We start from the raw sequence: 14,838 nt of genomic DNA on the forward strand, positions 1-14,838 counted from the left end.
CGCCTCCTTCGGCAGGCGCGAAACCGACGCGGACGAGATGGAGACATGATCGCCGACCATCCACTGCGTGCGTCCATCGCCGACGAGATGCACGTCCGGCGGCTGCCACGCTTCGCCGCGCCCTGCCGGTTGATGCAGGTCGTGACCGTGCTGGGCGAAAAGGCGGGTGATGCCCCGCGCCGGCATCTGGAAGCGCTCGCGGCCACCACGGGCTCGACCGCGCCGATCAGCGACCGCTACGCCGTGCTGCAGCTCGCGGGCATGAGCCTGGTTTGGGAGCGGCACACCGAATTCGCCAGCTACACGCTGCTGCGCGACGGGTCGTTCGACATGCCGTTCGACCCGGCGCATTTCGAACCGCAGCTGAGCGCGATCCTGGCGGATATGCCCGGCGAGATCCTGCGCGCGACCCAGATCGCTTTGCTCCCGTCCGATGCGCCGGAGCCGACGGACGCCCAGCGCGACGCGTGGTTCTCGAGCGAAGCGACCGTGGTGTGTGACGTCGCAGACGGCGCGGCGCGGATCATGTCCGACTTCCGCCTGCAGGCGGACGGCTACGGCCGGTTGCTGGTGCTCGACCGCCATCTCGCCGGGGACGAACCGGCGCAGCTCGTCCAGCGCCTGCAGGAGCTGGGCAATTACCGCAACAAGGCACTGCTGGGCCTGCCGCTAGCGCAGCGGCTGACGCCCGCCGTCACGGGCCTGGAGGCGCGGCTGGCCGAGCTGACGGGCGCGGTGTCGGAGCGCAGGTCGCAGGACGACCAGCTGCTGGACGAGCTCACCTATCTGTCGGCCGAGCTGGCCCGGCTGGTCGCCGAGACCCGCTATCGCATGAGCGCGACGCGCGCCTATGCGCAGCTCAGCATCGACCGGCTGGCGTCCCTCCGGATCGGTCCGGTGCGCGGACATCAGACGCTGGCCGACTTCACCGAGCGCCGTCTCACCCCCGCCGTCCGTACCTGCGAGAGCTTCTCCGCTAGGCTAGAGAACCTGTCGCAGCGCGCCGCCTGGACCAGCGAGCTGCTGCGCACCCGGATCGACATCGCGCTGGCCAAACAGAATCGCGACCTGCTGACGTCGATGGATCGCCGCACGCAACTGCAGCTCCGCCTTCAGCAGACGGTCGAGGGGCTGTCGGTGGTCGCGATCAGCTATTACCTCGTCGGGCTCGCCAAATATGTGTTCGAGGCACTGCCGGGTGTCGACTATGATCGCGCTACGGCGGTGGCGGTCCCGGTCGTGCTGACGGGCGTCGCGCTGGCGCTATGGAACCTGCGCCGCCGCCTGCACGACTGATCTGCTTTTCGATCGCCAACGGCCCCGCTCTCCCCTCGGCCGCCCGAGGGAGAGCGGCGGCGCGCTACGCTGCCAGTTCGCGCCGGGCGAGCGCGCATTGCGACCAGATCTCGCTAAGGGCCCTGGTCAGCCGGTCGATGTCGCCATCGGTATGCACCGGCGACGGCGTGATGCGCAGCCGTTCGGTGCCCTTGGGCACGGTGGGATAGTTGATCGGCTGCACATAGATGCCGTGATTGGCCATCAACCAGTCGCTGATCATCTTCGCGTGATGCGGATCGCCGACCATCACCGGGATGATGTGGCTGGGATTGTCGAGATGCGGGATGCCCATCGCGTCGAGCCGCTGGCGGACGATCTTGACTCGGTTCTGATGCCGCACCCGCTCGATCTGGCTTTCCTTCAGATGCCTGATCGAGGCGGCGGCGCCGGCGGCCACCGCCGGCGGCAGCGCGGTCGAGAAGATGAAGCCGCTGGCGAAGCTGCGAATGAAATCGCACAGGTTGGCAGACGCGGCGATATAGCCGCCCATCACGCCGAATGCCTTGCCAAGCGTCCCTTCGATCACGTCGATACGGTCCATCACGCCCAGCGCCTCCGCGACACCGCCGCCGCGCGGGCCGTACAGCCCGACCGCATGGACCTCGTCGATATAGGTCAGCGCGCCGTGCTTCTCGCACACGTCGAGGATCTCGACGATCGGGGCGATGTCGCCATCCATCGAATAGACGCTTTCGAACGCGACCAGCTTGGCGCGGCCGGGCGCGACCTGCGACAGCAGCTGGTCCAGATGCGCGACGTCGTTGTGCCGCCAGCGTTTGCACTCGGCGCGGCTGTGGCGGATGCCTTCGATCATCGAGGCATGGTTCAGCGCGTCCGACAGCACCACGCAGTCGGGCAGCCGCGAGGCGAGGGTCGATAGCGCCGCCCAGTTCGAGACATAGCCCGACGTGAAGATCAGCGCCTGTTCCTTGCCATGCAGATCGGCGAGTTCTGCTTCGAGCAAGACGTGCTGGTGATTGGTGCCGGAAATGTTGCGGGTCCCACCCGCGCCGGCGCCGCAGCGATCGAGCGTCTCGTGCATCGCCCCGAGGACTTTGGGGTGCTGGCCCATGCCGAGATAGTCGTTCGAGCACCAGACGGTGACCTCCTGGACCTCGCCCTCCTCGGTCCACCGCTGCGCGCGCGGAAAGCTGCCCGCCTGGCGCTCCAGTTCCGCAAAGATCCGGTAATTGCCCGCCTCGCGCAGCTCGTCGAGCTGCTTTGCGAACACCGCCTCGTAGTCCATCACCCTCTCCCCGCTTGGTCGATCACGGCGGCTCGGGCCGCCCTCTTCTTGGTTGCGCCGATTGCTGACGCCCATTGGAACATCTTCGCGTCCCGGATCGGCAATACAAGGAATAGATGCTCGACGACGCCGAGCGCCGCGAGCCCGGCCAGGAGCGTCCAGGACGCCGCCGCACCGCCGCCGGCCGGCGCCGCCTCCGACAGCCGCCACGCCCACACCGCCAGCCCGGCGCCGAAGGCGACCGAGAGCGGAAACAGCGCGTTCATCGTGCGGTGGCGGAAATAGCTTTTCAGATAGGCGAGGTGCGCCGGGAACACCTCGTCGCTGAGGTTCGGCACACCCAGGAACAGGTTGAACTTGGCCGACAGCCGCAGCACGAACAGCAACAGGAAGGTCAGCGGCGCCGCCTGGTTGGGCTGACCCCAGGTGATCGCGAACAGCGCGATCGCGGTCGCGGCGATCGCCAGCTCGTGGTGGATGACGGTGGCGGTCGCGGCCTTCAACCGCGCCCAGCCGACCGCGCCGGGAGGACAGGGCTCCCGGTTGGGACCGGCGACCTCGCCCATCAGGAAGCTCATCTCGTGCCACCCCCAGATCACGATCGCGGCGCCGAAGCCGAGATAGGCAGCACCCACGCTCGTGTCGTCGGCATGCGCCCAGACCAGTACGGCCGCGCCGATCGCCGCCAGCCCCGACCAGGCGAGGCTGGTGCGAAAGGTGTAGCTGGGGCGACTGTCCAGCCACACCACAGCGGCGGTGCCGATGAACCACATCAGCAGCGCGAACAGGAGCGGCGGCAGTGTCACCAGGCCGGGACCAGCCGCACCGTCGCGGGCGCCTCGTTACGTTTGACCGGGGTCAGGTACAGTCGGGCGAAGGACAGCGCCGCCGCGCCGACCAGCCCGACACGCTTGAGCGCCCCGACCACGCCACCCTGCTTCTTGGCGGCGTCGATGCCGCCCGCGATCCGCCGCATCCGCTCCAGCCCGCGCGCGAAGCGGGGGCTGTCGGTGTCGAGCACGACCGGGAACACCTGTCGCGTGATCTCCGAGCAGATGGTGAAGACGCGGCGGTCATAGTCGGTCGGGTCGATTCCCAACGCCTTGTGAAACGCCGGACGATTGTGGTCGCGGACGTACATGGTCGCGTAGACCGCGACCAGGAAGAAGCGGATCCACAGTTTGTTGATGCCGGTTAGCAGCTTCGGGTCGGTGCGCATCAGGATCGCGAAGGCATCGCCGTGGCGGAACTCGTCGTTGCACCACAGCTCGAACCAGTCGAAGATCGGGTGGAAGCGCAGCTCCGGGTGGCGCGCTAGGTGGCGGTAGATTGTGATGTACCGCGCGTAACCGATCTTTTCGCTGAGATAGGTCGCGTAGAATATGAATTTCGGCCGGAAATAGGTGTATTTCTTGGTCCGGGTCAGGAAGCCAAGGTCGATACCGATGCCGGCGTCCTTGAGCGTGTCGTTGATGAAGCCGGCATGGCGGCTTTCGTCTCGGCTCATCAGCTTGAACAGCTGCTTGATGTCGGGATTGGTGACCCGTTTGGCGATCTCGGCGTAGAGGATGCAGCCGGAGAACTCGGCGGTGAGCGAGCTGACCAGGAAGTCGGTGAACTCTTCGCGCAAGCCCTCGGGCAGGCTCTCGATTACCCCGTCGAACGCGTCCGTGCGTTTGAAGTGCAGGCGGTTGGGGTCGCTCGCCATTTCGTCGATGATCGCGTTCCACTCCGACCGCACACCCGACACGTCGATACGGTCGAGCGCCGCGAAGTCGGTGGTGTAGAAGCGTGGTGCCAGCACGGTGTCCTCGCGCGCGGCGGCGAGCGTCGCGGTGCCGGGCGTGCGCCGGACGGGCGCGGCAATGGCGGCGGCGGCGTTCATACGGTTGTCCGATCGCTGAAGCTGACTTCGTAGAGCTCGGTCATCTCGAAATGGCCGGCGAACTTGGTCCATAGCCGCTCGATGGCGCTTGCCCGCTCGACGGTGGCGATCCGATCTTCGACGCGACGTTCGCCGAAGCCGACGCTGATCGGCGCGCCGTGGACGCGCACCCGGTCGCCCGGCCCGATCGCATAGTCATTGGCGAGCACGACGTTAGCGCGGCAGAACTCGTCGCTGAGCTCGACCTCGACCCGGCAGGGCGTCTCGAAGCTGGTGCGGCGCAGCGCGATCATGAGCGTGTGGCTTTCGACACGATCGGCAGCAGCGCGGCGAAGGCGGCGCGGTTGCTCGATCCGAACGCGGTCATCTCGATCGAACGGCCGGTGGCGCTGTCGGTCAGCGTCAGCTCGCCGTCGCGCCAAGCGGTTAGGGTAAAGGGCGGCCGGTCGCCGACGCCGTGCATGCGCCGCTCGCGCGCCAGGCCGCGCATGACGCCGCGGATGAATCCGGTCTCCTCGCCGGGCTCGATCACCGCCGCGATCGTGCCTTTGCCGACATCATGGATTACCACCGCGCCGTCCGCGCGGTCGACGAAGCGCAACGACCGCGACGCAAGCGCCGTCACCTGCGTCGTCGCCCGCAGCGCCGCGGGCGACGCGGCGGCGGGAATACCGGCGACGCGTGAAACGGTCGCGGCGCCGACGGCGAAGGTGATCATCGCGGCGGCGAGGATCAGCGTCCCGCGCGGCAGCGTGTCGGGGCGGGCGCTGGCCGTGCTCATGCCGCCTGCGCCTCCAGCGTCATGGGCGCGGGCGCTCGTCGTTCATCGGGCGTCGCCGGCCACGGGCCCGGGTTGGCGGCGAGGCACGTCCGCGCGATCAGGGCGGCGACCGTTCCGATGCCCGGCACCGCGCGCAACATCGGCTGGGGTCGGTTGATCCGCCACGGCCGGGCGTGGGGCCAGAGCGCGAGATAGCCGAGCTTGGGCGCGCCGGTCAGGGTCAGCGGCAGGTCGCCAGTGCCGTCCGTGCGCGCGGCGAGATCGACCGAGGCGATGGTGGCGAGCGGCAGGTTGATGCACTTGGGCACGGCGATGCCGATGCGCATCACGATCCGGCGGTCGGTTAGCGTATAGATCGTCGTCCTAGCCGACGCCCAGGCCAGCAAGTGCAGCAGCGCCACGCCGACGACGCCGAGCAGCGCCGTCATCACCACCCCGGTATAGCCGCCGTCGGAACGCGCCAGCGCCAGTGCCAGCACCGACAACGCCCCGAAATAGCCGGCGATCAGGCGGGTGTGGAAGGCGGCCCGGGCCAGCGCGCGCCAGTCGGGCGAACCCTGCCACAGGATGCTCTCGCCGGGCGGGAGCCGATCCGGCAGGCCGGGGATCGGCTCGTTGTCGTATTCGGTCACAGGAACGGCTCCTGCCGGGCGAGATTGGCGTAGAGGTATCCGCCACCGAAATAGGCCTGGACGCGCTCTTCCTCGTACAGGGTGATCCGATCGGGCGCGTCGAGCCGCGGCACACCGGCGAACTGCGCGCCGTTGAGCGCGTCGACCACGACACGGCGGCGGCGGCGGTCGACCTTTGCCATCATCATCGGCACCAGCGCAGGCGCGCCCACGCCGTCGAGCTGCATGTAGCGGATGAGGCGGTCGGCCTTGTCGATCCACAGGTCGGCGATGGTGCCGGCGACGACGCCGTCCGCACCGACCAGGGGCCAGCCGATCAGGCCGGGGTCGGGGGCCGCGGTCGAATAGCCGGCGGCGGTGCTCAGTGGCACGATCCGGAAATGGCCTTCCATGTCGAGGTCGGGGCGCTTGGCGCGGTCCGCCCAGGCGGCGGGGCCGATGCCGTCGGCCAGCGGATCGCCGGTCGGCGCATAGGGGGCGCCGGCGAAACGGTCGGTCAGCCGCGCAGCGATCCTGAACGGATCGCGACCGCCGCCTGGCGGTGCGGTCACCACGCCCTGATCGAAGGGCAACAGGAACGACTTGGGCGAGGCGGTCGACAGCACACCGCCGGGATTGCGGATCTGGCCCGAGATCTCCTCCTCGAGCGGGTAGCCCTCGCGGCGATCCTCGCGGCGTAGGTAGAAGACCAGCCCGACGAAGAACAGGACGAACGCCCAGAACACCAGGAGTGCCACGTCAATGCCGGGGGTGAGTTGGGGGCTCATGGTAATGCCTTTCAGATCGGAAATTCGCTGAGGCCGAAGCGGGCCGATGGGACCGGAGAGGGTGCTGCGCCGCGGACGAGCGGCCCGAGCGCGACCAGCGTGCCGAGCAACAGGACGATCTCGATTGCGTAGACGAACGCATAGCCGGTGGTCGGGACTGCGAGCGTGGACCCCAATTGCCGGTCGATCGCGGCCGCCGAGATTGCGTCACGGGTCAGTGCGCCGATGATGATGGCCACTCCCGCCGCGCTGGCCTGCACCGCGCCCCAGGCGCCGAGCGCTAGACCGGCATTACCCTCGTCCGACATCTTCATCGCGGCGGTGAGCGTACCGACCGCGAACAATCCCGCGCCCACCCCGATGCATGTCGCGCCGACCGTCAGCAGCGCCGTCAGCTGGAGCGGGCCGGCGAACAGCACGCAAAGGAAGGCGATGATCCCCGCCACGCCGCCGAAGCCGGCCAACCGGTGCGGATCGGCCCCATCGGCGAGCTGCCGCCCCGCCCAGACGAAGCCCGCGAGCATGCCGAACGCCCACAGCGCGGTGAGCGACGTCGTCGCGCCCACCGACAGGCCCAGAATTTGACCGCCATAGGGCTCCAACAGCACGTCCTGCATGCTGAACGCGGCGCTGCCGAGACCCACCGCGACCAGCAGCCGCAGCGTCCGCGGCCGTGCGATGAAGGTCGCCCAGGTAGCACCGAAGGTCGGGTGCGCCGCGCTCGGCGCAGTCGCCGCACGATTGCGGGTCTCCTGCTTCCACAAGGCTATGAGGTTGAGAGCCATGGTGAGAACCGCCGCGCCCTGGATGATCTGGACCAGCTTGGTGGGTGTGAAGTCCGCGAGCGCGCGGCCGATCACCAGGGCGCTCACCATCATGCCGACGAGCAGCATGACATAGAGCAGCGCCACCACGCGCGGGCGCGTCTCCTCCGTCGCCAGATCGGTCGCGAGCGCTAGGCCGGCGGTCTGCGTCGTGTGCATGCCCGCGCCGACCAGCAGGAAGCCGAGCGCAGCGCCGATGTGACCGACGAGCGCGGGTCCGTCGCCGGTGCCGGTCATGACTAGCAGCGCAAACGGCAGCACCGCGAGACCGCCGAACTGCAGCAACGTGCCGAACCAGATATAGGGCACCCGCTTCCAGCCGAGCAGCGAGCGATGCGTGTCGGACCTGAACCCGATCAGCGCGCGCAGCGGCGCGAACAGCAGCGGTAGCGACACCATCGCCGCCACCAGCGACGCCGCCATCCCGAGTTCGACGATCATGACGCGGTTGAGCGTACCCGTCAGCAGCACCGCCGCCATGCCGACCGAGATCTGGAACAGCGATAACCGCAGCAGCCGGCCGAGCGGCAGTTCCTTGGTCGCGACATCGGCGAACGGCAGGAACCGCGTGCCGATCCGGCTCCAGAACACCCCCGTTCTCAAGGCCGCGGCACGGCTCATCCCGGCAGCACCTCCATCGCATGACTGGTATAGAAGCCGCTGGCGACCCGCATGTCGCGCCCGATCCGGGTGGCGGGCATCGCGCCGGCGATCAAGGTCCGCAGCAGCCGCTCGCGCACCGGCACGATTGCGGGCGAGCGGTCGGAGCGGGGAAACAGCTTGCCAACCGCATGCATGACGACGAGCGGTCTGGTCGAGGGCGCGAAGGTGAAAAGCAGCGAGCCGCGCGTCCGATCGGCCAGCGCCTGGACGACATCGACGATGTCGAAGGCCTGGTAATGGATCAGCGAGTCCATCGCCACGACATGGTCGAACCGGCCGAGCGCGGGATCGAGCATGTCGCCGACGCGCCACTCGATGTTGAGCGCCGCCGGCATGCGCTCGCGCGCGACCTGGACAAGGCTGCCGGCGACGTCGATCGCCACCACCGCCGCGCCGCGCCGCGCCGCCTCGACCGCCAGCGCGCCGGTGCCGCAACCGGCGTCGAGCAGGCGCAGGCCGGTCATGTCGGCGGGCAGCCACGACAGCAGCGTCGTGCGCATCCGGTCGCGCCCTGCCCGGACGGTGGCGCGGATGCCGCTGACCGGCGCGTCGGAGGTCAGCCGCTCCCAGGCCTTCGACGCGGTGCGGTCGAAATAGGCCTCGAGCCGTCCCCGGCGATCGTCATAACTGGAGGACGGGATCGCTGTCGTCATCATTCGAAGCCCAGGAACTCGAAAATCTCGCGGTCCTTCATCGGTTCGGCGGCCAGCGGCTCGCAGCCTGCCCACATCAAGGCGGCGAGGCGCTTGTATTCCAGGCAGGCGGCATCGACTTCCGGTGTCGAGTCCATCTCGAACAGCGTGCATTTCTTGAGGCGGCTGCGGCGGATCGCATCGAGGTCGGGGAAGTGCGCGAGCCGCTTCAGCCCGGTCGCCTCGTTGTAGCGATCGATCTCGTCGGTCGCGGACGAGCGGTTGGCGATCACGCCCGCCATCCGCACGTCATAGTTCTTGGCTTTCGCCTTGATGGCGGCGACGATGCGGTTCATCGCGAAGATGCTGTCGAAGTCATTGGCGGCGACGACGACGGCGCGCTCGGCGTGCTGGAGCGGGGCCGCGAAGCCGCCGCACACAACATCGCCCAGCACGTCGAAGATCACGACGTCGGTGTCTTCGAGCAGATGGTGCTGCTTCAGCAGCTTCACCGTCTGGCCGACGACATAGCCGCCGCAGCCGGTGCCCGCGGGCGGCCCGCCCGCTTCGACGCACATCACACCGTTATACCCCTCGAACATGTAATCCTCGGGGCGCAGTTCCTCGCTGTGAAAATTGACCGTCTCGAGCACGTCGATGACGGTCGGCATCAGCTTCTTGGTCAGCGTGAAGGTCGAATCGTGCTTGGGATCGCAGCCGATCTGGAGCACCCGCTTGCCCAGCAGCGAGAACGCCGCGGACAGGTTCGACGACGTTGTCGACTTGCCGATCCCGCCCTTGCCATACACCGCGAAGACCTTCGCGTTGCCGATCCGATCATTGGGATCGAGCGCGACCTGGACCGAGCCGGCGCCGTCGGCGCCGCGTGTGGGGGGATCGAACAGGGCCATCAATAATTCCTCATGCCGCGATCGCGGTTACGCCTTCGAGGCGATCTTCGAGTTCGTCGCTGGCCGCTTGCAATGCGGCCAGGGTGGCTTCGTCGGGTGCCCAGAACTGCCGGTCGCTGGCTTCCAGCAGGCGGTTGGCGACGCGGGCGGACGCCTTCGGGTTCAGCTGGGCCAGCCGCTCGCGCATGTCGGCGTCGAGCACGAAGGTCTCGCTGATCCGCTGATAGACCCAGGGCGAGACCTCGCCGGTCGTGGCGGACCATCCCACCGTGTTGGTGACATGGGCCTCGATGTTGCGGACGCCCTCGAAACCGTGCTTGAGCATGCCCTCATACCAGACCGGATTGAGCATCCGGGTCCGCGTCTCGAGATCGACCTGTTCGCCGAGTGTGCGGACCTTGGTCGCGCCTTGCGTCGAATCGACGATGTAGATCGGCGCGGCGCTGCCCTTCGCCCGCGTGATCGAACGGCTGATGCCGCCGAGCGCGTCGACATAATGGTCGATGTCGGTGACGCCCAGTTCGACCGAGTCGAGGTTCTGATAGGCGAGATCGACACCGGCGAGCGCGGACTTGAACAGCTCGGCTTGGCGGGCGGGCTGGCCGGTGCGGCCATAGGCATAGCCCTTCTGCCGCTCGAACACTTCGGCGATCTCATCGGGATCGGTCCAGGCGCCATCGTCGATCAGCATGTTGACGTTGGCGCCGTACGATCCTTCGGCATTGGAGAAGACGCGCAGCGCCGCCGTCTCCATGTCGCAGTCGTGCTTGGCGGCGTGCGCCAGGCTGTGCTTGCGGATGAAGTTCAGCTCCAGCGGCTCGTCGGCGATGGTCGCGAGCCAGGCCGCCTCGGCCAGCATACGGGTCTGGAGCGGCAGCAGGTCGCGGAAGATACCCGACAGCGTCACGATCACGTCGATGCGGGGGCGGCCGAGCTCGACCAGCGGCACCAGCTCGGCACCGCTCAACCGGCCATAGCCGTCGAAGCGCGGCCGAGCGCCGATCAGCGACAGCGCCTGCGCGATCTGAATCCCTTCCGACTTCAGATTGTCGGTACCCCACAGCACCATGGCGAGCGTCTCGGGAAAGTCGGCGGTCGCGGTGTGGCGGGCGATCAGCTCGTTCGCCTGGCGGGCGCCCTCGGCCATCGCGAACGTGCCGGGGATGCGGAACGGGTCGAAGCCATGGATATTGCGGCCGGTCGGCAGCACCTTGGGATTGCGCAGCACGTCGCCGCCCGGCGCGGGCCGCACGAAGCCCGCATCGAGCGCGTGGACCAGCGCGTCGAGCTCGTGATTGGCGACCGGCATGTCGGCGTCGGCGCCGGCGGCGATCATCTGCGCCCGCGTCTCCTCCGACATCGCCTCGCCCAGCACATGCAGGCCATGGGGGATCAGCTCACGCTCGAGTTCGTACAGCCGCGCCGACAACGGCGTCACGTCCCACGTCTCGTCGGTGACGATCACCGGCGTCCAGCTGCGCGGCAGTCCATCCGCCACCGCGACGATCGCGGGTGCGCGCGTTGGCGCAAGGTCCAGCGTCTCCGCCGAGGCGCGGATCATCGGCTCCAGCGCCAGGCGCTCGTCGGCGGACGGCGACGACCGCCACCGCTCCAGCAGCGCCTTCAGATCGTTCATCCCCTTGTACAGTCCGGCCTGGGTGAGCGCCGGCGTCAGGTAGCTGACCAGCGTCGCCCCCGAGCGGCGCTTGGCGATCAGGCCTTCGGACGGATTGTTGGCGGCGTAGAGGTAGATGTTGGGCAGGTCGCCGATCAGCCGTTCGGGCCAGCAATCGCCCGACAGGCCCGCCTGCTTGCCGGGCATGAATTCCAGCGCGCCGTGAGTGCCGAAATGCAGCACCGCATCGGCACCGAAATCCTCGCGCAGCCACCGGTAGAAGGCGCTGAACGCGTGGGTCGGGGTGAAGCGACCCTCGAACAACAGCCGCATCGGATCGCCTTCATAACCGAAGGCGGGCTGGATGCCGACGAAGACCTGGCCGAACATTGCGCCCAGCACGTGGATCGAGGCGCTGTCGCTTTGTTGCTTGCCCGGCGCCGGTCCCCATTGCGCCTCGATCTGCGCCAGATGCGGCTCGCGGCGGACGTGATCGTCGGCGGCGATCCGCGCATGGACATTGGCGTCGGCGCCGAAACGCGCGGCGTTGCCGGTCAGCACCGCATCGCGCAGGCTGTCGACGCTGTCGGGAACGTCGACGCAATAGCCCTCGGCGGCCAGTTTGACGAGCGTCGTATGGAGCGATTCCCACACCGCCAGATGGGCCGCGGTGCCGGTCGCGCCGGCATTGGGCGGGAAGTTGAACAGCACCACCGCCAGCTTGCGCTCGGCGCGCGCGGAACGCCGCAGCGCGACGATCTTCGCCACCTTGCCCGCCAGCGCCTCGGCACGTTCGGGGCAGGACTGCATCTCGCGCGCCAGCCGCGCCTCGGGAAAGGTGCACCGCCGCCCGCAGCCGGTGCAGGGCTCACCGGACCCGTCGGCGCGGCCACCGAACACGCTGGGCAGCACCGCCCCGTCCAGCTCCGGAATGGCGACCATCATCGTCGCTTCGATGGGCAGCAGGCCCTGCCGACCCGCGCCCCATTGCTGGAGCGACTGGAACTCGATCGGGTGGGCGGCGATATACGGGACGTCGAGCCTGGCCAGGATCGCCTCGGCCGCTTCGGCGTCGTTATAGGCCGGGCCGCCGACCAGGCTGAACCCGGTGAGCGACACGATCGCGTCGACGGTCGCGACGCCGTCCTTGAGGAAGAACGCCTCGATCGCCGGGCGCGAGTCGAGCCCGCTGGCGAAGGCGGGGATGACCCGCAGCCCCTTGGCCTCCATCGCCGCGATGGCGCCGTCATAATGGCCGGTATCGCGGCCGAGCAGATAGGAGCGCAGCATCAGCAGCCCGACCGTGCCGACGGTGCCCTTCGCCGCCGGCAGCGCGTCGCTCCGCTCCGCCATGCGACCGGGCAGGCGGGGATGATAGACGCCGATCTCCGGATAGTCGTGCGGTGGCTCCGCGCGCTGGCGATGGCCGGCATAGCGGTTGGCGAGCGCGCGGATCATGCCGACGACATTGTCGTCGCTGCCGGCCAGCCAGTATTGCAGGGTCAGGAAGTAGGCGCGGACATCCTGCGCGGTGCCGGGGATGAAGCGCAGCATCTTGGGCAGCCGGCGCAGCATCTTCATCTGTCCGGCACCCGACGAGGCGCCCGCTTTGGACGACCCGCGCAGCCGCTTCAGCAGCGCGAGCGGGCCGCGCGCGGGCTTGTCCATCCGATAATCGCCGAGGCGGGTCAGCTTCACCACCTCGCTGCCCGACATCAGCCCCAGCATGGCGGCGCACTGCTCTCGCCGCTCGGTCAGTGCCGGCAGCACGGCCTTGATGTGGTCGTCGAGGAACAGCATCGTCGCGATGACGATGTCGCCGCGCGCGATGTCGGCGGTGCAGCGGTCGAGCGTTGCCGGATCGCGCTCCCAATCGGCGGCCGCATGGAACCCGATCGTGATGCCGGCGCCTTCCGCCGCAAAGCGGGCGGCGGCACGCTCGGCGGCACCCGCCAGATGATTGTCCAGCGTGACGATGACGACGTGCAGCGGCGGGTTACCGGGCATAATGCGCCTTCGCGTCGTAGAGGGTGTCGAGCGTGATGCTGGCCAGCCCCTGTTCGGCGGCGAATTTCTCCGTGTTGCGTCGCGCCTTGCCGCGCACGAAGAACGGGATCTTCATGAGCTCGCGCTCGGCGTCGGCGGACCATTCGCCGTTGCCGATCACGGGAAGCGGAACTTGCTCCGGCTGCGTCGCCACGGGGTCGACGGGGGCAGAACCGCCATGGCCGAGATGGCTGGCCCCGCTGGCATCGGAGAACTCGAAGTCGTCGCGGAACATCGTCAGCAGATGCTCCTCCAGCCCCATCACCAGCGGGTGGACCCAGGTGTCGAACAGCACGTTGGCGCCCTCGAAACCCATTTGCGGGCTGTAGCGCGCGGGGAAGTCCTGGACGTGGACCGGCGCGGAGATCACGGCGCACGGAATCCGCAGCCGCTTGGCGATGTGCCGCTCCATCTGCGTGCCCAGCACCAGCTCGGGCTGCAGCGCCGCCATCGCTTCCTCGACCTCCAGATAGTCGTCGGTGATCAGCGGCTCGAGGCCGTACAGCTTGGCGGCATCGCGCAGGTCGCGGGCGAATTCGCGATTGTAGCAGCCGATACCCACCACCTCGAAGCCGAGCTCGTCGCGCGCCACCCGGGCGGCGGCGATCGCATGGGTGGCGTCGCCGAATATGAAGACGCGCTTGCCGGTCAGATACGTCGAGTCGACCGACCGGCTCCACCAGGGCAGGTTGGAGGTGTCGAGCGCGGTCTCGGCATCGACGCCGGCGAGTGCCGCGACCTCGGCGATGAACGCGCGCGTTGCGCCATGGCCGATCGGAACGGTGCGCACGGCCTTCTGGCCGAAGCTCTTCTCCAGCCAGCGGCAGGCCGTGTCGGCAATTTCCGGATACAGGCAGATGTTGAAGTCGGCATCGCCGAGCCGGGCCAGGTCTGCGGGTGTCGCGCCCAGTGGCGCGGTGACGTTGACGTCGATTCCGAGTAGCCCGAGCAGCCGGGTGATCTCGATCACGTCGTCGCGGTGGCGGAAGCCCAGGGCGGTGGGGCCGAGCAGATTGGCGCGCGGCGCGCGACCCTTGCGCGGGGCGGGCGTCACGGTCGGGTCGGCGAGCGTGCGGACCAGCTGGTAAAAGGTCTCCGCCGCGCCCCAATTCTCCTTGCGCTGATAGCTGGGGAGTTCGAGCGGGATGACGGGGCAGGGCAGGCCCATCGCCTGGGCCATGCCGGCGGGGTCGTCCTGGATCAGCTCGGCGGTGCACGACGCGCCGACCAGCATCGCCTGCGGCCGGAAGCGCGCATAGGCGTCGCGGGTCGCGCTTTGGAACAGATCGGCGGTGTCCTTGCCTAGGTCGCGCGCCTGAAAGGTGGTGTAGGTGACGGGCGGGCGCTTGCCGCGCCGCTCGATCATCGTGAACAGCAGGTCGGCATAGGTGTCGCCCTGCGGCGCGTGGAGGACGTAGTGCACCCCCTCCATCGCGGTCGCGACCCGCATCGCTCCGACATGGGGCGGTCCTTCATAGGTCCAGATGGTGAGCTGCAT

At 68.5% G+C, this 14,838-nt stretch carries 13 protein-coding genes; 1 reads left to right on the forward strand and 12 read right to left on the reverse strand.

The window, feature by feature from the left end:
• Positions 1-45: 45 nt before the first annotated feature.
• The gene (locus VFQ64_RS13900) at positions 46-1,296 is read left to right on the forward strand and encodes a DUF3422 domain-containing protein (protein ID WP_325103939.1); all 1,251 of its coding nucleotides are present in this window, start codon (positions 46-48) and stop codon (positions 1,294-1,296) included.
• Positions 1,297-1,360: 64 nt separating this feature from the next.
• On the opposite strand, the gene hemA is transcribed toward VFQ64_RS13900, so the two are convergent.
• The 12 genes from hemA to bchB are packed head-to-tail and all read right to left on the reverse strand — an operon-like array spanning position 1,361 to position 14,838.
• Positions 1,361-2,584, reverse strand: a complete 1,224-nt coding sequence (gene hemA / locus VFQ64_RS13905) for a 5-aminolevulinate synthase (protein WP_325103940.1) — start codon at positions 2,582-2,584, stop codon at positions 1,361-1,363.
• Positions 2,584-3,390 carry a putative photosynthetic complex assembly protein PuhE gene (gene puhE, locus VFQ64_RS13910; protein WP_325103941.1) on the reverse strand — a complete coding sequence of 269 codons (807 nt, stop codon included), beginning with the start codon at positions 3,388-3,390 and terminating at the stop codon, positions 2,584-2,586. Before puhE ends, hemA begins: the two co-directional genes overlap by 1 nt.
• Positions 3,387-4,469, reverse strand: coding sequence for a magnesium-protoporphyrin IX monomethyl ester (oxidative) cyclase (acsF, locus tag VFQ64_RS13915; RefSeq protein ID WP_325103942.1), 1,083 nt, complete (start codon positions 4,467-4,469; stop codon positions 3,387-3,389). Before acsF ends, puhE begins: the two co-directional genes overlap by 4 nt.
• Positions 4,466-4,762, reverse strand: a complete 297-nt coding sequence (locus tag VFQ64_RS13920) for a hypothetical protein (RefSeq protein ID WP_325103943.1) — start codon at positions 4,760-4,762, stop codon at positions 4,466-4,468. Before VFQ64_RS13920 ends, acsF begins: the two co-directional genes overlap by 4 nt.
• Entirely contained in the window at positions 4,759-5,250 is a 492-nt protein-coding gene (gene puhC / locus VFQ64_RS13925; protein ID WP_325103944.1) for a photosynthetic complex assembly protein PuhC, read from the reverse strand. The genes VFQ64_RS13920 and puhC overlap by 4 nt, the downstream gene beginning before the upstream one ends.
• Complete coding sequence (gene puhB, locus VFQ64_RS13930) at positions 5,247-5,882, reverse strand: photosynthetic complex putative assembly protein PuhB (RefSeq protein WP_325103945.1); 636 nt, start codon at positions 5,880-5,882, stop codon at positions 5,247-5,249. The genes puhC and puhB overlap by 4 nt, the downstream gene beginning before the upstream one ends.
• Positions 5,879-6,649, reverse strand: coding sequence for a photosynthetic reaction center subunit H (puhA, locus tag VFQ64_RS13935; protein WP_325103946.1), 771 nt, complete (start codon positions 6,647-6,649; stop codon positions 5,879-5,881). Before puhA ends, puhB begins: the two co-directional genes overlap by 4 nt.
• Before the next feature lie 11 nt (positions 6,650-6,660).
• Positions 6,661-8,094: a BCD family MFS transporter gene (locus tag VFQ64_RS13940; protein WP_325103947.1), complete on the reverse strand. Its 1,434-nt coding sequence runs from the start codon at positions 8,092-8,094 to the stop codon at positions 6,661-6,663.
• Positions 8,091-8,789, reverse strand: a complete 699-nt coding sequence (gene bchM / locus VFQ64_RS13945; RefSeq protein WP_325104022.1) for a magnesium protoporphyrin IX methyltransferase — start codon at positions 8,787-8,789, stop codon at positions 8,091-8,093. The genes VFQ64_RS13940 and bchM overlap by 4 nt, the downstream gene beginning before the upstream one ends.
• Positions 8,789-9,679, reverse strand: a complete 891-nt coding sequence (gene bchL / locus VFQ64_RS13950; RefSeq protein WP_325103948.1) for a ferredoxin:protochlorophyllide reductase (ATP-dependent) iron-sulfur ATP-binding protein — start codon at positions 9,677-9,679, stop codon at positions 8,789-8,791. Before bchL ends, bchM begins: the two co-directional genes overlap by 1 nt.
• 10 nt (positions 9,680-9,689) lie before the next feature.
• Positions 9,690-13,301 (reverse strand): magnesium chelatase subunit H, encoded by a 3,612-nt coding sequence (locus VFQ64_RS13955; RefSeq protein ID WP_325103949.1) that lies wholly within the window; start codon positions 13,299-13,301, stop codon positions 9,690-9,692.
• Positions 13,291-14,838, reverse strand: coding sequence for a ferredoxin:protochlorophyllide reductase (ATP-dependent) subunit B (gene bchB / locus VFQ64_RS13960; RefSeq protein ID WP_325103950.1), 1,548 nt, complete (start codon positions 14,836-14,838; stop codon positions 13,291-13,293). Before bchB ends, VFQ64_RS13955 begins: the two co-directional genes overlap by 11 nt.

Origin of the sequence: Sphingomonas sp., from assembly GCF_035714405.1 — a bacterium.
In the GTDB taxonomy this organism is placed as follows: Bacteria; Pseudomonadota; Alphaproteobacteria; order Sphingomonadales; family Sphingomonadaceae; genus Sphingomonas.

Bases quoted from the DNA above. Each gene is read 5' to 3' on its own strand.
- puhC (WP_325103944.1), bottom strand. From the start codon at position 5,250: ATGAGCACGGCCAGCGCCCGCCCCGACACGCTGCCGCGCGGGACGCTG.
- bchL (WP_325103948.1), bottom strand. From the start codon at position 9,679: ATGGCCCTGTTCGATCCCCCCACACGCGGCGCCGACGGCGCCGGCTCG.
- VFQ64_RS13900 (WP_325103939.1), top strand. From the start codon at position 46: ATGATCGCCGACCATCCACTGCGTGCGTCCATCGCCGACGAGATGCAC.
- VFQ64_RS13920 (WP_325103943.1), bottom strand. From the start codon at position 4,762: ATGATCGCGCTGCGCCGCACCAGCTTCGAGACGCCCTGCCGGGTCGAG.
- bchB (WP_325103950.1), bottom strand. From the start codon at position 14,838: ATGCAGCTCACCATCTGGACCTATGAAGGACCGCCCCATGTCGGAGCG.
- puhA (WP_325103946.1), bottom strand. From the start codon at position 6,649: ATGAGCCCCCAACTCACCCCCGGCATTGACGTGGCACTCCTGGTGTTC.
- bchM (WP_325104022.1), bottom strand. From the start codon at position 8,789: ATGACGACAGCGATCCCGTCCTCCAGTTATGACGATCGCCGGGGACGG.
- acsF (WP_325103942.1), bottom strand. From the start codon at position 4,469: ATGAACGCCGCCGCCGCCATTGCCGCGCCCGTCCGGCGCACGCCCGGC.
- VFQ64_RS13955 (WP_325103949.1), bottom strand. From the start codon at position 13,301: ATGCCCGGTAACCCGCCGCTGCACGTCGTCATCGTCACGCTGGACAAT.
- hemA (WP_325103940.1), bottom strand. From the start codon at position 2,584: ATGGACTACGAGGCGGTGTTCGCAAAGCAGCTCGACGAGCTGCGCGAG.
- VFQ64_RS13940 (WP_325103947.1), bottom strand. From the start codon at position 8,094: ATGAGCCGTGCCGCGGCCTTGAGAACGGGGGTGTTCTGGAGCCGGATC.